The following is a 23,131-nucleotide window of genomic DNA, read 5'->3' on the forward strand; positions in this document are numbered from 1 at the left end:
GTCAATCAGCGGAACAACTGATCAATCGCTGGAGCGACGGGCCGTACAGCGTGGCCAGTTGCTCCGGCGTGGCCCGTGCCTGGGCACCCTCGCGGTGCAGGCTGAGCGTCGCGCCGAGACCGAGAAGCTGACCGACGATCAGTTCGGCCCGCAGAGCCCGTTCGTGGCCTGGCAGCAGAGCCGCCAGCCGCTGCGTGATCTGCTCGCCGAAGCGTTCGCGCAGCAGCACGCGCTCGTCGTCGTTGCCGAGGGCGAAGACGACACGGAGCAGCGGGTCCGCCTGCTGCTCGCGGCGGCTGCGGACCACGGTCAGTACGAGGTGGTGGCCGAGCGAGTCCGGCGGCGCCGCAAACAGCAGGTCGGCCGCGGGGCCGAAGTCGGCGACGGTGTTGAACAGCCGTTCCTTGGTGCTGAAATGCTTGACGATGAGCGAGGCGCTCACCCCGGCGTCGGCGGCGATCCCGCGCAAGGTCACCTCGGCGTACGGACGGAAGGCGAACGCGCGCCGCGCGGCCCGCAGAATCGCGGCGCGCCCGGTGCCTGCCTCGGGCACGGTGCCCGTCTCCTGGCCGCCGTCCGCCCCCGGTCCCGCCTCCATGGAAGATCCGCCGTCGGCGGTCCCGCCCGCTGCCTGCCCGTTCATGTGCCCTCCTGGGCGAGCGACGCCGTCCGGTCGTCCCGCCCGACGGTACCCGGCACGGTGATCCGCCGCCCCGGCAGACACAGCGTGACGGCCAGCGCGAGCAGCGCCGCGCCGCCCGCGATCAGGAAGACCAGCAGATACGCGTGGAGGGTGGGCGCCGTACGCCCGCCGGCCTCGAAGGTGACACGGGTGAGCACGGCGGCGACGGCGGCGCTGCAGAACGCCTGACCCACCGACCGCATCAGGGTGTTGAGGCCATTGGCCGCACCGGTCTCGCTCACCGGCACCGCGCGCATCACCAGCGCCGGCAGCGCCGAGTACGCGATGGCGGTGCCCGCCGCGACGACCGTCGCGCCGAGAACGATCGTCCAGAGCTGGTGACTTGTGAAGAAACGGACCACATAGCCGGCCACCATGACGGCCGAGGCGAGCGCCAGCGTGGTCCTGGGGCCGTACGCGGCGGAGATCCGGGCCGACACCGGGGACAGCGCGACCATCGTCAGCCCGCCCGGCAGCAGACAGAGCCCGCTCACCACGATGGACGCGCCCAGCCCGTAACCGGTGCTCGTCGGTTCCTGCACCATCTGCGCGGTGGCCAGGGAGTTGGCGTAGAAGGCGAAGCCGATCAGCAGCGCGGCGACATTGGTCAGCAGCACCGCGGGCCGCGCCGAGACCCGCAGGTCGACCATGGGGGTGGTGAAGCGCAGCTCGTACCGGCCCCAGAGCAGTCCGGTCACCAGGGACAGCGCGAGCAGTCCGAGGGTACGGGCGGACGTCCAGCCCCATCCGCCGCCCTGGGTGACCGCGAGCAGCAGACAGACAAGCGCCGCGGAGAGCCCAAGGACGCCCAGGGTGTCGAAGCGGCCCCGGGTGCGCAGGGGCGACTCCGGTACGCACAGCAGCACCAGCGCGATGTCGAGCACTCCGAGCCCGGCCGAGGCCCAGAACATGGTGTGCCAGTCGGAGTGCTCCACGACGAGGGCGGCGACCGGCAGTCCGACGGCCGCGCCGATGCCCAGGGTCGAACTCATCAGCGCGACCGAGGGCAGCACCCGCGCGGGCGCCAGTTCGTCGCGCATGATGCTGATGCCGAGCGGTACGACGGCCAGCGCGGCGCCCTGGAGCGCGCGCCCGGCGATCAGCACACCGATCTGGGAGCTGACCGCACACAGCACGGACCCGGCGACCAGTACGCCGAGGGAGGCGAGAAGCACCCGGCGTTTGCCGTACATGTCGCCGACACGCCCGAGTACGGGGGTGCAGATGGCGCCGGTGAGCAGGGTGACGGTGACCAGCCAGCTCGCGGCGGTGGGGGTGGCCCCGGTGAGTGCGGGGATGTGCGGCAGGAGCGGTACGACCAGGGTCTGCATGACCGCCACCACTACCCCGCAGAAGGCCAGGACGGCGACGAGGAACCGGGGGTGGTGCGGGGCGTCGGGCCCGGATATCGCTTCTCGCGCTTCGGTCATCTCTCTCCGTACGGGTGAGGACACAGCAGGGGTGCACAACTGTTCACCCCCCTCAGGGTAAACACGCGTGCACCCCGGCCGCCCACCGGGCCCCCGGAGCGTCGGATCCACCGCCCGGCACACTGTGGTGGGCGGCTCCGGGACCGGTGCCCGCCCGACGACAGCCGTGGGAGGCACGATGGCGCTCCAGATCAGCGCGACCAATCCCGAGCAGCCGGCCGTGCTCCTCGATCTGCCGTGGAACACCCCGCTCGACCAGTGGCCCGACGCCTGCCTCGTGGCGCTCCCCCGCGGTATCTCCCGCCATGTGGTGCGCTTCGCGTCCGCCGGGCCCGAGGTGGTGGCGGTCAAGGAGATATCCGAGCGGGGCGCGGTCCGGGAGTTCGGACTGCTGCGCGATCTGCACCGGCTCGGCATTCCCGCCGTGGACGCGCTGGCGGTGGTGACGGGACGGGTGGACGCGGACGGCGAGCCGCTGGAGCCCGCGCTGATCACCCGCCATCTCAAGGGGTCGCTCCCCTACCGTTCGATGTTCGAGTCGACGATGCGCCCCTCGACCGTCAAACGGCTCATGGACGCGCTGGCGGTCCTGCTCGTACGGCTGCATCTCGCCGGGTTCGCGTGGGGGGACTGCTCACTGTCCAACGCCCTCTTCCGCCGGGACGCGGGCGCGTACGCCGCGTATCTGGTGGACGCCGAGACCGGGCAGATCCAGCCGAACCTGAGCCGGGGCCAGCGGGAGTACGACATCGAGCTGGCCCGGGTGAACATCGCCGGGGAGCTGATGGACCTGGAGGCCTCGGGCGCGCTCCATCCGTCGGTGGACCCGGTGCCGTTCGGCGCGGCGATCGTCCGGCGGTACGAGGACCTGTGGCACGAGGTGACGCGCGAGTCGGTGTATCCGGTGGACAAGCGGCACTACATCGACCGCAGGATCCGGCGCCTCAACGATCTGGGCTTCGATGTGGCGGAGATGCAGATCGAGCGCTCCCCGATGGGCGACACGGTGACGTTTCTGCCGAAGGTGGTGGACGCGGGCCATCATCAGCGGCAGTTGCTGCGGCTGACCGGTCTGGACGCCGAGGAGAACCAGGCGCGGCGGCTGCTCAACGATCTGGAGAGCTGGATGGCCGGTGAGGAGGACTACGCGCCGGGCGATCCGCTGGGCGCGCGCCCCGAGGTGCTGGCGCACCGCTGGGTCCGCGATGTCTTCCGGCCGACGGTACGGGCCGTACCGCTGGAGCTGCGCGGCGAGATGGACGCGGCGCAGATCTTCCACGAGGTGCTGGAGCACCGCTGGTATCTGTCGGAGCGCGCGGGGCGCGATGTGGGTCTGGAGGCGACCGTCGAGGACTACATCGCGCATGTACTGCCGCTTTCGGTACGGGCGATGACCCCGCCGGACCCCGCGAACGGTCTGTCCCCCTGACCCCGCCGTCGCCGGACCAGGCCCCGTAACGCGCCGTGGGTCGCCCTCACTGGAGGGCGCGTACCGCCGCCGCGAACAGCGACGGCATCCGGGCCGCCGCCGGTACGATCAGCCTGGCCCCGGCCGCGTGGCCGCTGACCCGGAGCAGCCCCGCGGTCAGCAGCCGGTGGCGCCTGGAGAGCCTGCGCCAGGCGTCCTCGTACTCCTGCGGCCGTCCCGCCCGCAGACACCGTACGGCGGCCTCGGCCGATGCCAGGGCGAGTGCGATGCCCTCGCCGGTGAGCGCGTCGACATAGCCCGCCGCGTCGCCCACGAGCAGCACCCGGCCCGCGGTCCTGCCGCGTACCCGCTGGCGCAGTGGGCCCGCTCCGCGTACGGCGTTCGCGGGCTCGCCGTCCAGCAGGGACAGCAGCTCGGGGAAGCCTTCGAGATGGGCGTCGTAGCCGCGTCTCACCGAGCTGAGCACGGCCACCCCGACCAGGTCACCGGCCACCGGGGTCACATACGCCTCCCCCGCCCCCGACCAGTGCACCTCGACGAAGTCCGTCCAGGGTTTCATGCGGTAGTGCCGCCGCTGGCCGTAGCGCCGGGGCCCGCGGTCGGGCAGGCCCAGGCCGAGACCGCGCCGTACGGGCGAGTGCAGCCCGTCCGCGGCCACCAGCCAGCGCGCCCTCAGCCCTCCGGCGGTCACCGAGTCCGGGCTCTGGACGACATCGCCGACGCGGCCGGTCAGAATCCGTACGCCGGTTTCCTTCGCCCGCCGTGCCAGTGCCGCGTGCAGTTCGGTACGCCGTATCCCCAGCCCGGGTCCGTGGTCGAACGGCGCCTCGGCGCGGTGGTTTCCGCGTACGTACCGGATGCCGCGCAGCGGATGCCCGCGCGGGAGGTCGAGACCGAGGGCGGTCAGCGCGCGTACCCCGCTGGGCATCACGCCTTCGCCGCAGGCCTTGTCGACGGGGGTGGCGCGCGGTTCGATCACCACCGCCTCCAGACCGGCCAGCGCGGCGTGGACCGCAGTGGCGAGTCCGGCGGGCCCGGCGCCCACCACCAGCAGGTCGATCACGGCAGCGCACCGGCGGCCGCCGCGTCCAGGGCGCGGTTCTCGCACCGTATCCGGACGGTCAGCAGGACGGCGTTGAGCACGGTGAACAGCAGCGCCGTGAGCCAGGCGCCGTGCACCAGGGGCAGCGCGAGGCCCTCGGCCACCACCGCCACATAGTTGGGGTGCCGCAGCAGCCGGTACGGGCCGCCCGTGACCAGCGGCAGCCCGGGTACGACCAGCACCCGGGTGTTCCAGCGCGGCCCCAGCGTACGGATGCACCACCAGCGCAGCGCCTGCGCGGCCACCACCACGGCGACCATGGTCCAGCCGAGCGCGGGGGTGAACGGGCGGTCGCCCAGCCATACTTCGGCCAGGCAGCCGAACAGCAGCGCCGTGTGCAGGGCGACCATCGGCGGGTAGTGCCCCCGCCCCCACTCGACCGCGCCGCGCTCCAGGCTCCAGCGGGTGTGGCGGCGGGCGACGACGAGTTCGGCGACCCGCTCCGCGCCGACGGCCAGCACCAGCACGCCGTACCAGATCATGTCTCTTCCCGTCGCTTGCCAACAGTTCCACCGGTTCGACCGGTTCCACCGACTGGGTCCGCCCCCGGTGCGGTCGGTTCCATCACTGGATCCACCACTGGATCTACCACCGGAGCAGGACGAGTTCGGAGCAGAATCCGGGTCCCATGGCGAGCATCAGTCCGGCGGTCCCGCGCGGCGGCGGCCGTTCCGCGAGGGTGTCGCGCAGCACATGCAGTACGGACGACGAGGACAGATTGCCCACCGCCGCCAGCGAACGCCAGGTCATGTCCAGCGCCCCGTCCGGCAGTTCGAGCGCCTCCTCGACCGCCTCCAGCACCTTGGGCCCGCCGGGATGGCACACCCACGCGGTGATGTCCTCGCGCTTCAGGCCGTGTAAGGCGAGGAATCCGTCGACCTCCTCCGGCAGGTTCTTGCGTACGAGGTCGGGAACGCTCGCGTCCAGGACGATCCGGAAACCGGAGGCGGAGATGTCCCACCCCATCACCCCCTCGGTGTCCGGATAGATCCGGCTGCGGGTGTCGACGACGGCGGGCCCGGTGGCCCGGCGCCGGGCTCCGCAGGCGACGACGGCCGCCGCGCCGTCCCCGAAGAGCCCCGAGGCCACGAGATTGGCCGGCGAAGGATCGTTTCGCTGGAAGGTGAGCGAGCACAGCTCCACCGAGAGCAGGACCGCCACGTCGTCGGGCCGTCCGAGCAGATAGTCGTGCAGCCGCGCGATGCCGGCCGCTCCCGCGACACAGCCCAGTCCGAAGACCGGCACGCGTCTGACATCGGGCCGCAGACCGAGCCGTCCCACGAGGAGCGCGTCCACCGAGGGCGCGGCGATGCCCGTCACCGAGGTGAACATCAGCAGATCGACATCGCCCGGCGAGAGACCCGCCGCGTCCAGCGCCCCTTCGACGGCCTCGGCGCCCAGCGGTACGGCCGCGGCGATAAAGGCATCGTTGACCTCGCCGAAGTCCTTGAGCCCGGCGTACCGGTCGAGCGGCAGGGCGGTGTGGCGGGTGGACACGCGCGCGGCGCGGTGCAGCCGGTCCAGCACCCTGCGGTCGGCCTCCTCGGGCAGACACACCTCGGCCACCATGTCCGTGATGTCCTGCTGGGCGTGCTGATGCGGAGCCAGGGCTCCGTGGACGGCTGCGATGCGTGTCATCTGCGGTCCCGTCCGGGTCGGGGGTGGTGACTGACGTGCAATCCCTGCCCCGGCGACGGCGTGTCACACACGAAGTCGCCTGTACGGCCGCGCGATCACGAAGGTGCGGTGGCGGCGCACGGAGTGCTGCCTACGATGGGCGCGTGGACGGGACCGACGGGGTGAACATGGCCGAGGGGGTGGACCTTCCCGGTCTGCCGTCGCGCACCGACGGGCCGCCGGTGCGGTGGCCGCGCCGGACGGCCGCCCTGCTCGGGTCCTGCCACCCCGGTCCCACAACCGCCGTGACCCTGCTGATCACCGGGCTCGCGGTGGCCGCCGGGCAGGACGCCGCCGGATGCGCGCTGGTGGCCGCCGCCGTGCTGACGGGGCAGTTGTCGGTGGGCTGGAGCAATGACGCGGTCGACGCGGCCCGCGACACCGCGGCGGGCCGGAGCGCCAAGCCGGTGGTGGGCGGCGCCGTGAGCGCGCGGGCCGTACGGACGGCGGCGCTGGTCGCGCTGGCGCTGTGCGTACCGCTGTCCCTGGCGTACGGGCGGCTCGCCGGTACGGTGCATCTCGCCGGGGTCGCGGCCGCCTGGTCGTACAACCTCCGGCTCAAGTCCACCGTCCTGTCCTGGCTGCCGTACGCGGTGGGGTTCGCCTCGCTGCCCGCCTTTGTGACGCTCGGGCTGCCCGGGCAGCCCCGGCCCGCCTGGTGGATCGTCACCGCCGCCGCGCTGGTGGGGGTCGGGGCGCATCTCGGCAATGTGCTGCCCGACATCGGCTCGGATCTGGCCCTGGGGGTGCGGGGCTGGCCGCAGCGGCTGGGGCCGTCCGTGGTGCGGCTGCTGCTGCCGGTCCCGCTGGTGGCGGCCACGGTCCTGCTGGCGCTCGGCAGGCCGGGGCCACTGGGCGCGGTCGCCGTGGGCGCGGCCCTGATCATGGCGGCCGGCGGATCGCTGATGGGTCGTCACCGGCCGAAAGTCCCCTTTCTCGCGGCGATTCTCGTCGCGGGCGTCGATGTGGCACTGCTGCTGTGGCAGGGGACGGCCCTGGCCTGAGCCCGCCCGTACGGATCAGGCCGACGGCGCGAGGTGGGTACGGAGGAAGGCGAGCGTGCTCTCCCAGGCCGACTTGGCGGCGTCGGCGTTGTAGGCCTGGGGCCGGGCGTCGTTGAAGAAGGCGTGGCCCGCCCCCGGGTAGAGCCGGAAGTCGGGGACGATGCCCGACTGGGCCTCGATGGTGGCCTTGAGGTCGTCGAGGCTCTTGGGCGGCACGGTGTGGTCCTCCTCGCCGTACTGGCCGAGGATCTCCGCCCTGAGCCGCGAGAAGTCGGGTGCACCGTCGCGGATGACCCCGTAGAACGGTACGGCGGCGGCGACCCGCTGGTCCTTGGCGGCGAGGGCGAGCACGAATCCGCCGCCCATGCAGAAGCCGACCGTCCCGAGCGAGTCGCCGTCGGTCTCGGGCCGCGAGAGCAGATAACCGACCGCGCCGGAGAGCAGGTCGACGCCCCGCTCGGTGGGCAGATCGGCCATCATCCGCCCCGCCTCGGCGCTGTCATGGGCGACCCGGCCGCCGTACAGGTCGGGCGCGAGCGCGACAAAGCCCGCCTGTGCGAAGCGGTCGGTGACGTCCTTGATGTGGGCGGTCAGCCCCCACCACTCCTGGATGACGATCAGGCCGGGGCCGTGTCCGGCGGGCGGTACGGCGAGATAGCCGTACGCGGTGGCTCCGGCGCTCGGGAACGAGACGTTCTGGAAGGCGGGCTCGGTGGGCATGGGAGGTGCTCCTCAACAGTGACCGGTGACACCGAGATCGTAGAGAGCGGGCCGCAGGCGGACGACCGGGGGTGGGCCGTGGCTTCGCATCCGCAACACAATCCCCCGATCAGGTGAACGCACCCCTCCCGGGTGATTCGAACGCGACACGATGACCCGACCGGCCCGAACCCGTACGGGCTATCACGTCCGCTCGAAACTCTGTCCGACGATTCGTCCTTGAGGGCCCGTTACACGCCCTTGATCAGGTCCGTTGTCCGGGCACCTGTAACCGTTGTCGTCAGTTCAGGAGGCCTTGTGTTACCTGTTCCCGCTCCAGTCCGCTGTCCCGGCGGACCTCGCGCGTTCGAGTACGGTGCCGCCTCGCCCCGGCCGGCCGTGCACCGGGTTGACGCCGAGGGCGGTGCCGCCGAGTGAATCCGCTGCGCCTTCCCCGCCGGCTCCGGCTCCGCCTCCGCCCGAAACCGTACGTCCAGAACTCGCCGCCCGAACAGCTCCTCTTCGGCGGCCGGCTGAAGGGCTCCTGGGGCTGGACCGCCCATGAGGGCGCGCACCTGCGGACCTCGTTCTGGTCGATCCTGCGGCAGATCCCCCGGCTGGTCGGCCATACGGTGTCGCTGGCCTGGCGCGCCGACCGCGCCGCGCTGATCGTCGTCGCGATCGCCCAGCTCGGCCAGGCCGCGGCGACCGTCTTCGGGCTGCTGGCCACCAACCGCGTGCTCGTCAGCCTCTTCACCGCGGGCCCCACCGCCGACCGCATCACCGAGGCGCTGCCCTCGCTGCTGCTGGTCGGCGGGGCGGGAGCGGTGGCGGCCACCCTGCGTGCGGTCACCTTCGGCGGCACCGGACGGCTGGAGCCCAAGGTGGAGCGGCTCGCCGCGCTGACCATGCTGACCCCGGTGATCCGGGTGGAGATGGAGCATCTCGAACAGCCGGAGTTCCACAAGATCCTGGACTCCGGCCAGCACGGCCAGACCGCCGCCCGCCAGTTGATCCAGCACACCCTGGGCATCATCGAGGCGCTGATGGCGCTGATCGCGGTCAGCGGGGTGCTCGCGGTGCTGCATCCCGTGCTGCTGCCCCTGCTGATCGCCGTCGTGGTGCCCAAGGCCTGGGGCACGGTCAGGGCGGCCCGCCGTACCTACGAGTCGATCCAGGTGTGGATCGAACACGTACGGCAGCAGGGCGCGTTGCGCCGGCTGCTGATCTCCCAGAAGGCGGGCCCGGAGCTACGGGTCCATGGCGCGGGTCCGTTTCTGTTGGAGCAGTTCGACCGGATGGGCGTCGAGGCCGCGCAGGAGCAGACGAAGCTGGCGCACCGCGAGGCCGGTACGGACCTGCTGACCTCGGCGCTGTCCGGGGTGACCGCCGCGGTGACGTACGGACTGCTGGCCTGGCTGCTCACCCATGGCCATATGCCGCTCGCCTCGGGCGCCACGGCGGCGCTCGCGCTCACCAGCGGCACCTCGGGGCTGCGCCGGATGGTCACGCACATCCACCATCTCTACGAGCAGTCGCTGTTCATGACCGATCTGATCAAGGCGCGGGACGAGTCCGCGCTCCGCGCCATCCCCAGGGGCGGTACGCCGGTGCCCGGTCCGCCCGCGCTGATCGAATTCGACCGGGTGTCGTTCACGTACCCCGGCCGGGAGACCCCGGCGCTCGACACCGTGTCGCTGACGATCCGCCGCGGCCAGATCGTGGCCCTCGTCGGGGTCAACGGCAGTGGCAAGACGACGCTCAGCAAGCTGCTCGCCGGGCTGTATCTGCCGTCGGAGGGGCAGATCCGCTGGGACGGGACCGATGTCCGCGAGCTGGACCGCGACCAGCTCTTCGACCAGGTCGCGCTGGTGCTCCAGGACTACCAGCGCTGGCCGTTCACGGCCCGCGCCAATGTCGCCATCAGCCGGCCGTCCGAGATCCACGACCTGGAACGGCTTGAGGGGGCGGCGGAGCTGGCCGGCGCGCACAAGGTGGTCGGCGAGCTGCCGCGCGGCTGGGACACCCTGTGCGAGAAGGGGTACGAGGGCGGGGTGGACCTGTCGGGCGGGCAGTGGCAGCGGCTGGCCCTGGCCCGCGCGTACTACCGCAAGGCGGGCCTGCTGATCTGCGACGAGCCGACCAGCAGCATGGACCCGGCGGCCGAGATCGCCGCGTTCCAGCAGATCCGCGATCTCGCGGGCGACGGGCAGACGGTGATCCTGGTCACGCACCGGCTGCACAGTGTCCGGTCGGCCGATGTGATCTATGTCCTGGACCAGGGCCGGCTGGTGGAGGCGGGCGACTTCGCTGCGCTGATGGCGGAGGGGCACCAAGGACCCGGCCTGTTCAGGGAGTTGTTCACGCTCCAGTCGGAGCAGTACCGGACTGGCAGTCCCGAGGTGCCCGCCCAGGGCACTCCGCCCGCGGCCCGGACCGGAGCGGAAAGGCCGGCGGAACGGGCGGACGAAGCCGTGCCCGGCGGTACGGGGTGACGCCCGCGCGGGCACGCCGCGGCCGTCCGGGACGTTGGACCACTGGCTCTGCGCACCACCTGAGGAGATGACGGAATGGCCCTGTGGGACCGGTTCAAGGAATCCGCCACGACGATGCAGTCGCAGCTCTTGGCGAAGAAGAACGATCTGAAGAGCGGCGCCTTCCGCGACGCGAGCATGGCGATGTGCGCCCTGGTCGCGGCGGCGGACGGCTCCGTGGACCCCGCGGAGCGGCAGCGGGTCGCCACCCTGATCTCGACCAATGAGGTGCTGCGGAACTTCCCGGCGGAGGACCTCCAGCGCCGTTTCGACGCGGCTCTGGACAAGCTGACGGCCGACTTCGCGTTCGGCAAGGTCGGGGTGCTCCAGGAGGTCGCCAAGGCCAAGAAGAAGCCGGCGGAGGCGCGGGCGGTCATCCAGATCGGCATTGTGATCGGCGGCGCGGACGGGGACTTCGACAAGCAGGAGCAGGCCGTGGTCCGCGAGGCCTGCTACGCGCTGGACCTGCCCCCGCACGAGTTCGACCTCTGAGCGGTACGGCGGGCAGGGGCGGGGCGGTGGCTTCCGGGGGCCACCCGCCCCGCCTCACCACGGAACTGACGGCGTCAGCCCTTGGCGGGCTCCTTCCGGAACGCCCAGGCCATCTCCGGCTCCAGGGCGAAGCGGAAGATCCGCTGGACCGGCTTCGTACAGAGCAGGGTCACCGCCACGGCCGCGACCAGCGATACGAAGACCTCGCCGACGGGCCCGTACAGCCAGCCGGGGTCGTACCAGCCCCAGGTGCCCGCGCTCTGGGCGAGGAACCCGTGCAGCAGATAGCCGCAGAGCGTGCCGGCCCCCAGCGCCGTGAACCACAGCCGCCGCCCGGGGACCAAGGAGAAGAAGCAGGCGCTCAGGACGAGGCCGCAGCCGAAGAGCGCGAAGGTCATCAGCACCCCGGTCCACCAGGGCACGCCCAGTTCCTGCGCGCTGTCGCGGTGGAAGAACCACGCCATGTTCATCCGGGTGACGGCCCAGTACGCGAAGACCACGGTGCCGGCGAAGACCGGTACGGCGGCGATCCGCACCGCGCGCCGGCGTACGAGCTGGAAGTGCTCGGGCTTCAGCCGCAGGCCCAGCACGAAGAACGGCAGGAACTGCAGGAGCCGCTGGAGATCCAGATCGTCGCCGATCTGCGGTGAGGTGGTGGCCAGCGCGGCGATCAGCAGGGCGATCGGGACGGGCCATCGCACCACCCGCCAGAGGGGCGCCGTCATCCGCCAGACGAAGAGCGCCAGCAGGAACCAGGTCAGGTACCACGGGTCGAGCAGGCTGACCGGCATGTCCGGATCGTTGTCGGTCCAGCGGTGGAAGAGGCTGTAGGCGACCTCGAACACGATGTACGGGACGGCGATGCCCGTGATCAGTCTGCGCACCCGGTCGGGCCGGAAGTCGAAACTCCGCGAGAAGTAGCCGGAGATGATGATGAACGCCGGCATGTGGAAGGCGTAGACGACGATATAGAGCGCCGAGACCGCGCGGCTGCCGCTCCGGAGCGGCTCCCACGCGTGCGCGACGGCGACCAGGACGATCGCCAGATACTTGGCGTTGTCGAAGAAGGCGTCCCGGCTCCTGGCGGTCTTGGCCGCCTCGGCCGGTGCGGCTCCCGCGGACGGCTCCGCGGCGCCTTCCGCCGGGGTCTTCGCCGTACCGGCCGTGGGGGCGCCGGATACGGACCGTACCGGCTGATCGGTGATCTGCGTCATAGGGCCTCCCCGGTGGAACCTGGGGCGGCGGGGATGCCTCTTAGCAGGATTGCGGGGGGAATCAGCGGAGCGAACATTCAAGGCACCCTAACGACCGTGTCAACCATCCGTTAACCCGGGTGTCACCCACCGGACCGCGCCCGGCCGGATGTAACACACCGGTCCGGAAGTGAAGATTCCGGGCGCCGGCGCGGCGGACTCCCCGGTTCCGGCCCTGTACGGTGCGTCTCTGCCCGGTCACGTTAGGTTTTCGGCCACCGACCCGCATATGCGCGCCACTCTGGCCGGATCGGGCTGGTGACAGGTCGTCAGCAAGGCCTTCATAGTTGGAAGTTCGGGCCTCCAAAGGCAGATCTCCGCCGTCCCGGGAAATCGCCCCACGGAATCGCCCGCCGCACCGCGCGATGCCACTGCCAAGAATTGCGGCCCAGACCACCGGCCTCACAGAACGGCGCAAGGAGAGCGGCCGTGCATGACGAATTCCTTTGCCATGTCACCGCATATGGAGTCTGCGGTGGACAGCGTATCGGCGTACCCCTCGGCACATATCGCGCTCCCACTCTGGCACTTGCACTGTGGTGGTTGCGGGATCGCGCGACATGGATCGCCGAACGACTCGATCCCAGCCCAGAAAGCAAGCATTTTCCGGCGGAGGCACTGGCTCCGGTGGCGGACACCGTGCCCGATGTCCCGGCGACCCTGCGCGCCTGGCGGGACGATGTGGCCCACCAGGACCTGGTAGCCGAGCATTTGGCCGCAGGGCGGCTGCTGCGTGTCGCCACCCGCGACGACACGACGGAATACGAACTGCTCGCGGAATCGGTGGACGCGTTACGAATGGACCGGGCACTTCCGGTTATGCTCGCGCCCGCCTCGCTGCCGGAAACGCCCCTTCAGGAGCGCTCGTTCGCCGCTTCCGCGCTGACGCCGGCGCACGACTACCGAAGACACCCGGGCCACACCGGCCGACAGCGGGTGACGAGCGAGGAATCCCTCGCCGAAACCATGCAGTTGGGCCGGTTGTACGGATGAATTCCCGGCCGGACCCGAAAGGGGGTTCGAAACGGCGGTCCCGGTGATCCGGGTCCGCCCCACGGCGGCGGACGATCAGTCCGCCGCGCTTTCTCCCTGCGCGATTTCTATATGGTCGTGGAGGTCATCCGCCGCGCCCACCGCCGTGGCGCCGGACAGCGCCACGCAGCACAGCAGCGCGCCCGCGATCAGCCTGCCGGTACCGGACGGCAGCCCCGGGCCGCTCGCTGCACCGCTCCCGCCGAGCAGCGCGGCGACCCGCCGGGGCACAGGGCCCGCGGTCGCCGCCAGGACGGCACGCGGCCTCGCGTGGTCCCGGTCCTCCGCCCGGTCCTCCCGGGCCGCCAGGGCGGCCCTGCCGATGGCGCGCGCGGCGAGGCGCCGGTCACCGACCGCCACCGCGGCGGCCTCGTCCGCGGCGCGCTCCAGCGCGTAACGGAGCGGCTCGCACAGGGCCCGCAGGGCGGGGTGACAGAGCGCGGCCAGTTCGACGGTGGTGAGGAAGAGATGGTGGCGGCCCCGGAGATGAGCGCGCTCATGAGCGAACAGCGCTTCGCGCTCGGCCGGTTCGAGGGCGCGCAGCATTCCCGTGGTCACCACGATCCTGCCGGGCCGCCCGGGCAGGGCGTAGGCGTCGGGCCGGCTGTCCCGCAGGACCGCCAGCTCGCCTTCCGTACCGCCCGCGGCGGCCCGGGCCCGGCGCAGCTCCGCGCGGGAGCGGTGCGCGGCCACGGCGAGTACGGCCGTACGCCAGACCAGCAGGGACCCGGCGATCAGCGCCAGCGCGACGGCCACCACCGGCGGTCCCGCCCTCAGCGGCTCCAGGAGTTCACCGAGAACGGCCACGACGGGCAGGTACGAGGCGCCGGGGACGACCAGCAGGGCCAGCGCGGCCGAACTGCTGGCGGCCAGCACGAGGGCAACGACGGTGAGCAGCCAGGCGGCGTGGCGGGGCGCCAGGGCCGCGGCGACCCGGCGGGCGGCGGGCACCGCGAGGAAGGGCATCAGCAGCGGCACCCAGACGAGGTAGATCATCCGGCGCGCCCGCCGTCCGGACCGCCCAGGCTGTCCACACCGTCGGGCCGGTCGTCCGCCCGGGCCTCCCCGCCGTCCAGCAGCGAGCGCAGCAGCCGTTCGTCCTCGTCGTTGAGCTGGGAGACGAAGCGGGCGAGCACCGCACTGCGGTCCTCGTCCTTGGCCAGCTCCGAATGCATACGGCGGGCGGTCAGCCCGGGGGCGTCCTCGGTCGGCGTGTACGCGTAACCACGGCCCGCTCTGACCCGGGTGACGCTGCCCTTCTCGTACAGCCGCGACAGGATCGTGGTGATGGTGGTACGGGCGAGCCGCGTCCCGAGCGCCCCCTGGACCTGACCTGGGGTGAGCGGTCCCTCGGCGGCCCACAGCGCCGCCAGCACACCGGCCTCCAGCTCTCCGGCCGGCCGGCGCTCCGCGCTCTCGTCGCCCATGGGAACGCTCCTCCCGTTTCTTTCGTCTACAGTGAAGTAGACCGTCTACAGCACTGTAGACAATCGGATCGTCACGCAGGACACCCCTGCCCACCATTATGGGAGCAGCCCCCTTATGGCCGTATCCGCGCTCGCCGCGATGCCACAAGCCGTGAACCTCCTCGACGCGGGATCCCTGCTCTCCGCGTTCGGCGCCCTCGGTATCGCCGTCGTCCTCTTCGCCGAGACCGGCCTGCTGATCGGATTCTTCCTCCCCGGCGACTCGCTGCTCTTCACCGCCGGGCTGCTGAGCGTGCCCGGCGTGACCGGGCCCGCGCATCTCTCGCTGCCGCAGGTGCTCGTCGCCTCGGCCGCGGGAGCGCTGCTGGGGGCGCAGACCGGCTACTGGATCGGCCGCCGGGGCGGCCGGGCGCTGCTGGCGCGCAGCCGGTCCAGGAAACTACACGAGGGCGCGGCGCGCGCCGAGGAGCTGCTCGACCGGTACGGCCATGCCAAGGCCATCGTGCTGGCCCGCTTCGTACCGGTCGTACGGACCGTGCTCAACCCGCTGGCCGGCGCGCTGAACGTACCCGCGCGGCTCTTCACCCTCTGGCAGGTCCTCGGCGGCGCGATCTGGACGGTCGGTCTGGTGCTCGCCGGGTACGCGCTGGGCTCGTCCGTACCGGATGTGGAGCGCTATCTGCTGCCGATCGTCGCCGTGGTGGTCGTCGTCTCGCTCATTCCGCTGGCCCTGGAGGTGCTGCGCTCGCGCCGCGCGTCCGAAGGGGAGGCCCGTTGATGGCCTGCACGGCGGCGAGTGCTCTTCGCGAAGGATGGTTCGACGACGGCCTCAGCCGGGGCCTGATGACCGCCGCGCGGCGCGGCGGTCCACTTGTCGAGCGGCTTCGCTCCACCTGGCTGCGCCCGCTGGTGGCCTCGCGGTGAGGGCGATGTCATCCGGGGTTCTTCGTACTGGAACGGCGGCTATTCGTACAGCGGCGCTGAGCGCGCTGTTCGCCGCGGCCTTCGCCCTGCTGGCGGTGCTGGTGACCGGCCGGAACGGCGCACCGTTCCCGCTGGACCGCGACGCGCTCGACTGGTCGCTGGACCACCGGCCCCCGGAGGCCACGGCGGTGGCCCGGGGAGTCACGTCGACCGGCACCGGGGTCCTGCCCTATCTGTGCGCGGTCGTGGCGGGACTGCTCGCCGGCCCCGGGATACGGCAGCGGCGGGGGCAGGTGCCGGAGGGAGCGGCCGGATCAGCGGGACAGGGGTGGGCGGGATCCCTGCGGTACGGCCTGGCCGCCGCGGCCGGCACGCTGCTGTTTCTCATCGCCGGGCAGCTCCTCCGCTATGTCCCGCTCTCCGCCATCCACCGGTCGCGTCCCCCGGCGGGCGACTGGGCGACCCATGCCTCCAACTACGCGTTCCCGTCCGGCCATGCCACCACCTCGTCGCTCATGGCGGGCCTGCTGATCTGGGCCCTCACACGCCGGCGCGGCGGACCCGCCGGCCGCCGGGCCCTCACGTACACGCTGTGCGCGCTCATCGCCTGCTGGGCGGTCGCCGTCGGGCTGAGCCGGATCTATCTCGGGGTGCACTGGGCGACCGATGTCCTCGGCGGATGGCTGTACGCGGCCTTCTGGCTGAGCCTCGGCGCGACGCTGGTGGCACTTGCGCCGCTTGTGCCGCTTCCGCCCTTCGTGCCCAGAAGAATGTCCGGGAACCGGTGAGTCCGGAGCGTCTCGGCCGTACGCCTCCCGGAAGCCCGGAGCGAGTCGTGGCTCAGAGCGGACGGTGCATGACGTGCAGCCCGACATAGCCCTGTGCGGGGTGCCGGAAGCCCTCCGGCACCGTGCCCAGGATCGTGAAGCCGAGCGACTCGTACAGCTTCACCGCGTACGTATTGGTCTCGACGACCGCGTTGAACTGGATCGAGCGGAAGCCCGCCGTACGTGCCCAGTCGAGGGTGTACTCGACCAGCGCCCGGCCCACACCGCACCCCGACCGGGCCGGATCGACCATGTAACTGGCGGTGGCGACATGCCCGGCGTTCCCGGACTGGTTGCGGCCCATCTTCGCGGTGCCGACGACCGTACCGGCCTCGTCGACGGCCACGACGGTACGGTTCGGAGCCGCCGGCATCCACCACTCCCGGCCCTGCCTCTCATCGAGGTCGAGCGGATACGAGAAGGTCTCGCCCGAGGCGACGATCTCGTGGAAGAACGGCCAGATGGCGGGCCAGTCCTCGGCGGTGGCTTCTCTGATCGGCATGCGGCCAGGATGCCCGTACGCTCCGCCGGGCCGCCAGCGCTTTCCCCGTACCACGCCGTACCGCACCGGCGGCCCCGGTCCTCGTCCCCCGGGCAGCGCGCCGTCTTTGCAGGATAATGACCAAGAAAGAGGCGATACCGAGAAGGATCCGAGAGGGATCTGAAAAGAGGTGAATCGTCCATGTTCGAAGCTGAGGACATCCGGGAGTGGCGGGGGCACGATGTGGTCGACGCCGACAGGAAGAAGATCGGCTCGCTCGAATCGGTCTATGTCGACACCGCGACGGACGCCCCGTCGTTCGCCACCGTGACCGTCGGGCTGCCCACCAGGCGGCGTCTGGTCTTCGTCCCGCTGGGCGACGCCACGGTCGGTCCCGGCTATCTGAAGGTCACCTGGGACAGGAACCTGGCCAAGGACGCCCCGTCCATCGACACCGACGGGGAGCTGCTCGCCGAGGACGAGCCGCAGGTCTTCTCGCACTACGGGCTGCCCTACACGACCGGCGCAGCAGGCGAGCGCCGTCTCGCGCGCCGCTGAAGCGGGCGGGTCAGGGCCACAGGCCGACCAGGAGCCGGGCGGCCCCTTGGGCAGGGGCCGCCCGGCCGGAAGGACCCCGGACCTGGACCCCGGACCTGGACCTCGGACCTGCACCTCAGGTCCGGGGCTCAGACCTCGGACCCGGACCTCAGGCCAGGTTCTTCTCAAGGTTCGCCAGATACGCGGGCATGAAGTGGTCGCGGATGCCGTCCGAGGCAGGCGCGAACAGATCCGCCGTACGGCCCGTCACCCGGTCCCTGAGGACATCGACGAACGGCAGCCGGTCATGGATCTTCCCGTCCGCGTCGAAGTACTTGACGCTGTCCACATGCGTGAACAGCGGTGTCGGCGGGACCTGCGGCACGATGTCGTTGTTGTTGACGAAACGGTATGTACGGCTCTTCAGGGCGGCGTTGTACGCGGCGGCCAGCAGCCGGTCGCAGGTGCGGGGCTGCCCATAGGTGTAGATGCCGTCGGCCAGGATCCGCGGCTCCTCGAAGTACAGCCGGGTGCCGGCGAGCATGGCGAGCGCGCCGCCCAGGCTGTGGCCGGTGAACCAGACGGTCTGGCCGCTCGTACGGAACTGCGCGATGGTGTCGCGCACTTCCGGGTAGACCGAGGCGAGCGCCCGGTGGAAGCCGTAGTGGACGAAGCCCTTGTTCCCGGGGCCCGGGACGGGCGGGGTGTTGCCGTCGGTCAGCCAGTCGCGGATCTCCTGGGGCGTGGTTCCGCGGAACGCGGTGATGATCATGCGGTCGCTGGCGGCGGTGTACGCCTGGGTGTCGTCCAGGGGGAACGGCATCTCGTGCGGTGACTCGAAGTGCCGGAACCGGTCGAACCCCCATTCGGCCAGGGCCGCTCGGGCGATGTCCTTGTCGCGGTAGGCCAGCTCCGAGGCCTTGGCCAGCCAGTAGGCGTGCGACAGTTGATAACCGGTCGTCCGGTGGTCGATCGGGGCGAGGGGCACGGCAATCCTCCGGTCAGGTGCGGGCGTTCATCGGCGAGACCGATGATTTATGACTTTCCGGACTCGTCCCAGGATCGCGTTCACCCGTACGGGCGGCGTGCGGAAGCGCTCGGACCTCACCCCGAAGCCGCTCCCTGAAGCAAGTGGCGGGACCGGCGGACCTCAGTACCCTGAGCACTACAGCCACGCGGAAGCCGGCGCGGGAACCCTGGCCCGGTTCCCTCACCTCCGCCCCCGCCCCCGCGTCCTCCGCCCCGCGTCCTTCGCCTCCCGCGCGGGATTCCCTCGGCGAGCGACCGCCTCGGGCGCACACGGTCGGGTGACCGACCCGCCCGGCGTTCCTCGATCCGCCCCTCCTTCTGAAGGAGCCCCCCATCATGCGTAACTCCGACGCACAGACGGGCGGTTCACCCGCCATACCGAGCCGGCGCGCGATCGTCGCTCTGCCCGCCGCCATGGGCCTGTCGCTGGCGATCGGCTCACCACGGACCGTGGCCGTGCCGCGCGAACCTGCCGCAGTACGGCGTGGTCCCGAGCTGCGGCCGGTCGCCGCCTTCCACGGCGCGATGCCCACGGGAGTCACCGTCTCGCGTTCCGGCCGGATCTTCGTGAACTTCCCGCACTGGGGCGACGAAGTGCCCTTCTCCGTGGCGGAGATCGTCAAGGGAACGGCCGTCGCGTACCCGAACCGGCGGATCAACGAGGCCGACACATCGGATCCCGCACGCCACTTCCTCGGTGTGCAGAGCGTGGTCGTCGATGCCGCCGAGCGCCTCTGGGTCGTGGACACCGGCCGCGTCGTGTGGGCCGACGCCCCGTACGGCGGGCCGAAGCTCGTCGCCATCGACCTCGCGACGGACAAGGTGGTGCGCACGATCGTCCTGCCCAGGGACGTCGCGGGGCCCCGGAGCTTCGTCAACGACGTACGGTTCGACCTCGGCCGCGGCTACGCCTATCTGACCGACGCCACCCCCGACCGCCCCAACGGCCTGATCGTCGTGCGGCTGGCCGACGGTGCGTCGTGGCGGTGCCTCGACGACGCGCCCTCCACCCTGCCGGAGCCCGGCTTCGTACCCGTGATCGAGGGCAGACCATTCCTCAACAAGCCCGGTGCCGCGCCCGGGACTCCCGTCGGCATCGGGGCGGACGGGATCGCGCTCGGCCCGGACGGCACCTGGCTGTACTTCTGCCCGCTGTCCAGCCGGAAGCTGTACGCGGTCCGCACCAGGGAACTCGTCGAATGCCGCGACGGACGGGAGCGGAGCGGGCCTCTGGTGCGCGACCTGGGAATCAAGGGCATGTCCGACGGTCTGGAGATGGACCGGGCGGGGCGTGTCTACGGCGGCGACATCGAACACAACGCCATCGTCCGCCGGGACCAGGACGGTGTGTACCGGACGGTCGTCCAGGACGACAGGCTGATCTGGCCGGACACCCTGTCCATCGGCTACGACCGGAACCTGTACGTGATCGCCAACCAGCTCAACCGCCAGGCGGCCTACAACAGCGGCCGGGACCTCCGGCGCAAGCCGTACTTCCTGTACCGCGTGTCCATCGGCATCGGCCCGGCCAGGCGCTGAGACCGAGATGGTTTTCGGCCGTCCTGCGCTTCCCCTCGCTCCGCCCGTGCCGCCGCCGGACAGGTCGGCCGCACGGGCGGAAGCAACCACATCCCCGCAGGCCGCCGGGATCCGGACCAGGAGCAGGACATGGCCGGAATTCGGCGATCACCCATTCGATTGGTCTGGACCACATAGCCGGGCGCCCGCTAGGGTCCCTGCCAGCCGACACCCCTCACGAGCCTCCCCCGACCGGCCTCACCCTGTCCCGCTCCCTCGTCGGCTCCGTAACCGAGGGCAGAAGTACCGTGATTGATATCGTTGTCGTACTCCGGGCCGAGGATGCCGTTCTCGACTTCCTGTCCGTACTCACCGATGACCACGGCGGGGAGACCCGGGTGATCCTCGGCGACCGCGCCGAGATTCTGACCCTTGCCGCGGGAACGGACCCGGCCGGGCGTCTCGCCCTCCTGGCCCCCCATGTCGGGCCGGTGACGGACGGCATCGCCTCACCAGGGCCCGAGGTCCTCGCGGAGCTTCTGCGCCAGGCCGGCGCCGGACCGGGGCAGCGGGAGAACCGGGGCGAGGAGACCGTACAGATCTGGACCCACTCCCCCGCCGACAACCGGCGCAGCCGTGGCCGGCTCGGCCGCGACACCGCCGTCGCCTGCGAGAAGATCCGGTACGGGCCCGCCGGACTGCGGCACGCGGTCGGCTTCTCGCCGTACCTCCAGTTCCTCAGCGACCTCGACCGCCCGCTCACGCAGGGGCACCTCGCGGCGAAGCTGGATTTCGTCAACGGCCGGTGCGCGGAACTGCTGACGGAGCCGGACCCCGAGTATCTCGTCCAGACACCGCGCATTCCGGCCACCGAGCGCTTCTTCGACGCCGACCCCGCCCAGCGCGAGCGGCTCTACGCCCTGCTCGCCAGCCTGGACGACGAGGCCGCGTCGGTCGAGGACCCCTGGGAGTTCGGCAGCTCGCCGTACGAGGAGCAGCGTCTGGACGCCACCGCGGCCTGGGTACGGGAGCGCTGCGGCGGCGCCGGAGGAACCCTGGTGGAGGTGGGGGCCTGCGAGGGCGCGCTGACCCACCGCCTCGCCGCGGCGGGCTTCTCCGTACGGGCCACCGAGCCCAACCCGGTCTTCAGGACCCGCCTCACCGCCGCGCTCGCCGGCTCCGGCACGGTCACCGTGGACGGCGCCGATCTCGCCGGACTGGCCAAGGAGGACGGCCCCGCCCGCGCCACGGCCCATCTGCTGATCGAGATGCTCTACTACGGCCAGGACCTGGCACTTCTCGACGGACTCGGCACGGACCAGGTCTTTCTCGCGCTCGAACCCGAGGCGCTCGCCTCGGGTGTACGGCCCTGGCTGGCGCGGTCGGCGGTCTGGCGGGCGGAGGAGGAGATCGTCCTCGTACCCCCGCGCGTCGAGACGGTCTGCGCGGGCCGCGCCTATCTCAGCAAGCGCGGCAGCGTGGGGCTGCTGCTGCGGCGTACGGCCGGCTGACCGCGCCCGGGAGAGCCTCATGGCAGACGGAAGCGCCCTCATGGCAGACATCTACGACCGCTGTGTCGGGCTCGGTTACCACTGCGAGTCCACTCATCAGATCCGCCGGATCACCGGCGACGACCGCGCCCACTTCTTCGACTGGCTCGATCTGGACTTCGAGTCGGTCGTGGAGACCATCGCGGACGACTTCGCGCATGTCCTGCGGCCCGGGATGGTCGAGCCCTTCAGCGACGGCCTCTGCGCGCTGGACCGCGGCTCCGACATCCGCTTCTTCCACGACTTCCACCCCGCCTCCGGCAGCGCCCTCAGCCGGCAGGACATCGAGAGCCAACTCGGCTCCGTGCGCGCCAAGTTCGCGGCGCTCGCGGACCGCTGGCGGGCGCTCGCGGGGTCGTCCGCGCGGGTGCTGTACGTCCATCACGACGCCTTCGACGAACTCGCCCCGGCCGATCTGCGCCGACTGCGGCTGGTCATCGCGACGGCGCACCCGGGCCACCGTTTCGATCTGCTGTGGCTGCGCCGTACCCCGCCCGACAACACGGCCAGCGACGCCCTCGGCCCCGGGATCGCGTGGGGCACCGTGGCCGCCGCGCCCGGGCGGTGGCAGGGCGACGACGCCCAGTGGGACGCGGCGTTCCGCGAGGTGCGGTTCGCCGGTGCCCGGCAGCCCGGAACCAGCACCGCACCATGACCGACAGGAGCACTTCCCCGATGACCACACCGTCCACGCCCCCGCTCACCCCGGATCCGCCCGCCACGGTGATCCTCTCGCCGCACTTCGACGACGCCGTGCTCTCACTCTCGGGGCTGATCCCGGCGCTGGGCTCCCCGGTCACCGTCGTCACCGTCTACGGCGGGGCGCCCTACCCCGACCATGAGGTCTCCTGGTGGGACAGCACCTGCGGTTTCTCGTCGGCCGGAGAGGCGCATCTCGCGCGGCTGGAGGAAGACGCGCGGGCCTGCGCGCTGCTCGGTGCCGAGCCGGTGGCGCTCGGGCATCCGGACGGGCCGTACGGGGACGGCGGTGTCCTGGACGAGATCGACACGTATCTGTCGGAGCTCGATCCGCGGACCCGGCTGCTGGTTCCGCTGGGCACCAATCAGCCCGATCACGCGAAGGTCCGCGACCGGGCCCTGCATGTGACCGGGGTGCTGGGCCGGCCGCTGCCCCTGGTCTACGCGGACCTGCCGTACACCGGGCACCTTCCGGAGTGGGGCACCCCCGGGACGGAGGCCGGGCTCGCCAAGGACGAGGACTACGGGCCGGCCTACCGGGATCTCGACAGCCGGTTCCGGCTCCGCGTGGCGCACGAACTGACCCTGTCCGACGAGCAGTGGGCGGCCAAGCGCGCGGCGGTGCAGTGTTACGCCTCGCAGCTCGCGCCGCTCGCCGTCGACCACGGCAGCATGCTGGCCCGCGGCGGTCCGCTGCGCGCCGAGCGGGTCTGGGCGCTGGAGGAGCCCGTCTGACCGGTCTTTCGCAGACCGCGGGCCGGGGACCCCGGAGGGCCGGGCGGCCCGGGCACGGCCCCCGGATGGG

General features: G+C 71.7%; 23 protein-coding genes and 1 pseudogene. 13 read left to right on the plus strand and 11 right to left on the minus strand.

Annotation, left to right across the window (positions count from 1 at the left end; translation table 11 throughout):
- Position 1 precedes the first annotated feature (1 nt).
- On the minus strand, positions 2–643 hold the full coding sequence (locus ACFU9P_RS31050) for a TetR family transcriptional regulator (RefSeq protein ID WP_384087258.1): 642 nt from the start codon (positions 641–643) through the stop codon (positions 2–4).
- On the minus strand, positions 640–2,112 hold the full coding sequence (locus ACFU9P_RS31055; protein WP_384087261.1) for an MFS transporter: 1,473 nt from the start codon (positions 2,110–2,112) through the stop codon (positions 640–642). The genes ACFU9P_RS31050 and ACFU9P_RS31055 overlap by 4 nt, the downstream gene beginning before the upstream one ends.
- 178 nt (positions 2,113–2,290) lie before the next feature.
- Here ACFU9P_RS31055 and ACFU9P_RS31060 point away from each other — a divergent pair, with 178 nt between their 5' ends.
- Positions 2,291–3,541, plus strand: coding sequence for a DUF4032 domain-containing protein (locus ACFU9P_RS31060; RefSeq protein ID WP_376372305.1), 1,251 nt, complete (start codon positions 2,291–2,293; stop codon positions 3,539–3,541).
- A gap of 46 nt (positions 3,542–3,587) precedes the next feature.
- Here the strand turns inward: ACFU9P_RS31060 and ACFU9P_RS31065 are convergent, their stop codons facing one another.
- The 3 genes from ACFU9P_RS31065 to ACFU9P_RS31075 form a co-directional block, all read right to left on the minus strand.
- Positions 3,588–4,604 (minus strand): NAD(P)/FAD-dependent oxidoreductase, encoded by a 1,017-nt coding sequence (locus tag ACFU9P_RS31065; protein WP_376372308.1) that lies wholly within the window; start codon positions 4,602–4,604, stop codon positions 3,588–3,590.
- Positions 4,601–5,125, minus strand: coding sequence for an isoprenylcysteine carboxyl methyltransferase family protein (locus tag ACFU9P_RS31070; protein ID WP_384087264.1), 525 nt, complete (start codon positions 5,123–5,125; stop codon positions 4,601–4,603). Before ACFU9P_RS31070 ends, ACFU9P_RS31065 begins: the two co-directional genes overlap by 4 nt.
- 103 nt (positions 5,126–5,228) lie before the next feature.
- Entirely contained in the window at positions 5,229–6,281 is a 1,053-nt protein-coding gene (locus ACFU9P_RS31075) for a type III polyketide synthase (protein WP_384087267.1), read from the minus strand.
- Positions 6,282–6,424: 143 nt separating this feature from the next.
- On the opposite strand from ACFU9P_RS31075, the gene ACFU9P_RS31080 reads away from it, so the two are divergent.
- Positions 6,425–7,324 (plus strand): UbiA family prenyltransferase, encoded by a 900-nt coding sequence (locus ACFU9P_RS31080; protein ID WP_384087270.1) that lies wholly within the window; start codon positions 6,425–6,427, stop codon positions 7,322–7,324.
- 15 nt (positions 7,325–7,339) lie between these two features.
- On the opposite strand, the gene ACFU9P_RS31085 is transcribed toward ACFU9P_RS31080, so the two are convergent.
- The gene (locus ACFU9P_RS31085; RefSeq protein ID WP_376372318.1) at positions 7,340–8,044 is read right to left on the minus strand and encodes a dienelactone hydrolase family protein; all 705 of its coding nucleotides are present in this window, start codon (positions 8,042–8,044) and stop codon (positions 7,340–7,342) included.
- A gap of 413 nt (positions 8,045–8,457) precedes the next feature.
- On the opposite strand from ACFU9P_RS31085, the gene ACFU9P_RS31090 reads away from it, so the two are divergent.
- Positions 8,458–10,518, plus strand: a complete 2,061-nt coding sequence (locus ACFU9P_RS31090; protein WP_384087273.1) for an ABC transporter ATP-binding protein — start codon at positions 8,458–8,460, stop codon at positions 10,516–10,518.
- Between the two features lie 75 nt (positions 10,519–10,593).
- A complete protein-coding gene (locus ACFU9P_RS31095) occupies positions 10,594–11,049 on the plus strand; it encodes a tellurite resistance TerB family protein (RefSeq protein WP_376372323.1) in 456 nt (151 codons plus the stop codon).
- A 74-nt stretch (positions 11,050–11,123) separates the two neighbouring features.
- Here ACFU9P_RS31095 and ACFU9P_RS31100 read toward each other — a convergent pair whose 3' ends face one another.
- Positions 11,124–12,263, minus strand: a complete 1,140-nt coding sequence (locus ACFU9P_RS31100) for an acyltransferase family protein (RefSeq protein WP_384087276.1) — start codon at positions 12,261–12,263, stop codon at positions 11,124–11,126.
- A gap of 468 nt (positions 12,264–12,731) precedes the next feature.
- Between ACFU9P_RS31100 and ACFU9P_RS31105 the strand changes: the two are divergent.
- A pseudogene (locus ACFU9P_RS31105) lies at positions 12,732–13,139 on the plus strand (hypothetical protein); the annotation flags it as partial.
- Positions 13,140–13,370: 231 nt separating this feature from the next.
- Here ACFU9P_RS31105 and ACFU9P_RS31110 read toward each other — a convergent pair.
- Positions 13,371–14,330: a M48 family metalloprotease gene (locus tag ACFU9P_RS31110; protein ID WP_384087279.1), complete on the minus strand. Its 960-nt coding sequence runs from the start codon at positions 14,328–14,330 to the stop codon at positions 13,371–13,373.
- Positions 14,327–14,761, minus strand: coding sequence for a BlaI/MecI/CopY family transcriptional regulator (locus tag ACFU9P_RS31115; RefSeq protein WP_376372332.1), 435 nt, complete (start codon positions 14,759–14,761; stop codon positions 14,327–14,329). Before ACFU9P_RS31115 ends, ACFU9P_RS31110 begins: the two co-directional genes overlap by 4 nt.
- Positions 14,762–14,876: 115 nt before the next feature.
- Between ACFU9P_RS31115 and ACFU9P_RS31120 the strand changes: the two genes are divergently transcribed.
- From ACFU9P_RS31120 to ACFU9P_RS31130, 3 genes are read left to right on the plus strand one after another with little or no spacing between them, the layout of a single operon-like run.
- Positions 14,877–15,539 (plus strand): DedA family protein, encoded by a 663-nt coding sequence (locus tag ACFU9P_RS31120; RefSeq protein WP_376372335.1) that lies wholly within the window; start codon positions 14,877–14,879, stop codon positions 15,537–15,539.
- Positions 15,539–15,685, plus strand: a complete 147-nt coding sequence (locus ACFU9P_RS31125; RefSeq protein ID WP_384087282.1) for a hypothetical protein — start codon at positions 15,539–15,541, stop codon at positions 15,683–15,685. Before ACFU9P_RS31120 ends, ACFU9P_RS31125 begins: the two co-directional genes overlap by 1 nt.
- Positions 15,686–15,690: 5 nt before the next feature.
- Entirely contained in the window at positions 15,691–16,473 is a 783-nt protein-coding gene (locus ACFU9P_RS31130; RefSeq protein ID WP_384087285.1) for a phosphatase PAP2 family protein, read from the plus strand.
- A gap of 52 nt (positions 16,474–16,525) precedes the next feature.
- Here the strand turns inward: ACFU9P_RS31130 and ACFU9P_RS31135 are convergent, their stop codons facing one another.
- Complete coding sequence (locus ACFU9P_RS31135) at positions 16,526–17,014, minus strand: GNAT family N-acetyltransferase (protein ID WP_384087288.1); 489 nt, start codon at positions 17,012–17,014, stop codon at positions 16,526–16,528.
- Positions 17,015–17,194: 180 nt separating this feature from the next.
- On the opposite strand from ACFU9P_RS31135, the gene ACFU9P_RS31140 reads away from it, so the two are divergent.
- The gene (locus ACFU9P_RS31140) at positions 17,195–17,551 is read left to right on the plus strand and encodes a PRC-barrel domain-containing protein (protein WP_376372346.1); all 357 of its coding nucleotides are present in this window, start codon (positions 17,195–17,197) and stop codon (positions 17,549–17,551) included.
- 148 nt (positions 17,552–17,699) lie between these two features.
- Here ACFU9P_RS31140 and ACFU9P_RS31145 read toward each other — a convergent pair whose 3' ends face one another.
- Positions 17,700–18,524: a lipase family protein gene (locus ACFU9P_RS31145; protein WP_384087327.1), complete on the minus strand. Its 825-nt coding sequence runs from the start codon at positions 18,522–18,524 to the stop codon at positions 17,700–17,702.
- 371 nt (positions 18,525–18,895) lie between these two features.
- On the opposite strand from ACFU9P_RS31145, the gene ACFU9P_RS31150 reads away from it, so the two are divergent.
- From ACFU9P_RS31150 to ACFU9P_RS31165, 4 genes are all read left to right on the plus strand, one after another.
- Positions 18,896–20,098: an L-dopachrome tautomerase-related protein gene (locus ACFU9P_RS31150; protein WP_384087292.1), complete on the plus strand. Its 1,203-nt coding sequence runs from the start codon at positions 18,896–18,898 to the stop codon at positions 20,096–20,098.
- Between the two features lie 287 nt (positions 20,099–20,385).
- Complete coding sequence (locus ACFU9P_RS31155; RefSeq protein WP_384087295.1) at positions 20,386–21,588, plus strand: SAM-dependent methyltransferase; 1,203 nt, start codon at positions 20,386–20,388, stop codon at positions 21,586–21,588.
- Between the two features lie 19 nt (positions 21,589–21,607).
- Positions 21,608–22,282 carry a papain-like cysteine peptidase gene (locus ACFU9P_RS31160; protein WP_384087298.1) on the plus strand — a complete coding sequence of 225 codons (675 nt, stop codon included), beginning with the start codon at positions 21,608–21,610 and terminating at the stop codon, positions 22,280–22,282.
- Positions 22,283–22,302: 20 nt separating this feature from the next.
- Entirely contained in the window at positions 22,303–23,061 is a 759-nt protein-coding gene (locus ACFU9P_RS31165; RefSeq protein ID WP_384087301.1) for a PIG-L deacetylase family protein, read from the plus strand.
- The last annotated feature ends 70 nt before the right edge of the window (positions 23,062–23,131 follow it).

This window comes from Streptomyces sp. NPDC057617, assembly GCF_042800555.1.
In the GTDB taxonomy this organism is placed as follows: Bacteria; Actinomycetota; Actinomycetes; order Streptomycetales; family Streptomycetaceae; genus Streptomyces.

What these genes read in the sequence shown, in the direction of transcription:
- ACFU9P_RS31150 (WP_384087292.1), top strand. Translation starts at nt 18,896, where the DNA reads ATGCGTAACTCCGACGCACAGACGGGCGGTTCACCCGCCATACCGAGC.
- ACFU9P_RS31140 (WP_376372346.1), top strand. Translation starts at nt 17,195, where the DNA reads ATGTTCGAAGCTGAGGACATCCGGGAGTGGCGGGGGCACGATGTGGTC.
- ACFU9P_RS31050 (WP_384087258.1), bottom strand. Translation starts at nt 643, where the DNA reads ATGAACGGGCAGGCAGCGGGCGGGACCGCCGACGGCGGATCTTCCATG.
- ACFU9P_RS31095 (WP_376372323.1), top strand. Translation starts at nt 10,594, where the DNA reads ATGGCCCTGTGGGACCGGTTCAAGGAATCCGCCACGACGATGCAGTCG.
- ACFU9P_RS31085 (WP_376372318.1), bottom strand. Translation starts at nt 8,044, where the DNA reads ATGCCCACCGAGCCCGCCTTCCAGAACGTCTCGTTCCCGAGCGCCGGA.
- ACFU9P_RS31100 (WP_384087276.1), bottom strand. Translation starts at nt 12,263, where the DNA reads ATGACGCAGATCACCGATCAGCCGGTACGGTCCGTATCCGGCGCCCCC.
- ACFU9P_RS31135 (WP_384087288.1), bottom strand. Translation starts at nt 17,014, where the DNA reads ATGCCGATCAGAGAAGCCACCGCCGAGGACTGGCCCGCCATCTGGCCG.
- ACFU9P_RS31110 (WP_384087279.1), bottom strand. Translation starts at nt 14,330, where the DNA reads ATGATCTACCTCGTCTGGGTGCCGCTGCTGATGCCCTTCCTCGCGGTG.
- ACFU9P_RS31120 (WP_376372335.1), top strand. Translation starts at nt 14,877, where the DNA reads ATGGCCGTATCCGCGCTCGCCGCGATGCCACAAGCCGTGAACCTCCTC.
- ACFU9P_RS31060 (WP_376372305.1), top strand. Translation starts at nt 2,291, where the DNA reads ATGGCGCTCCAGATCAGCGCGACCAATCCCGAGCAGCCGGCCGTGCTC.
- ACFU9P_RS31165 (WP_384087301.1), top strand. Translation starts at nt 22,303, where the DNA reads ATGACCACACCGTCCACGCCCCCGCTCACCCCGGATCCGCCCGCCACG.
- ACFU9P_RS31055 (WP_384087261.1), bottom strand. Translation starts at nt 2,112, where the DNA reads ATGACCGAAGCGCGAGAAGCGATATCCGGGCCCGACGCCCCGCACCAC.
- ACFU9P_RS31115 (WP_376372332.1), bottom strand. Translation starts at nt 14,761, where the DNA reads ATGGGCGACGAGAGCGCGGAGCGCCGGCCGGCCGGAGAGCTGGAGGCC.
- ACFU9P_RS31130 (WP_384087285.1), top strand. Translation starts at nt 15,691, where the DNA reads ATGTCATCCGGGGTTCTTCGTACTGGAACGGCGGCTATTCGTACAGCG.
- ACFU9P_RS31075 (WP_384087267.1), bottom strand. Translation starts at nt 6,281, where the DNA reads ATGACACGCATCGCAGCCGTCCACGGAGCCCTGGCTCCGCATCAGCAC.
- ACFU9P_RS31070 (WP_384087264.1), bottom strand. Translation starts at nt 5,125, where the DNA reads ATGATCTGGTACGGCGTGCTGGTGCTGGCCGTCGGCGCGGAGCGGGTC.
- ACFU9P_RS31160 (WP_384087298.1), top strand. Translation starts at nt 21,608, where the DNA reads ATGGCAGACGGAAGCGCCCTCATGGCAGACATCTACGACCGCTGTGTC.
- ACFU9P_RS31125 (WP_384087282.1), top strand. Translation starts at nt 15,539, where the DNA reads ATGGCCTGCACGGCGGCGAGTGCTCTTCGCGAAGGATGGTTCGACGAC.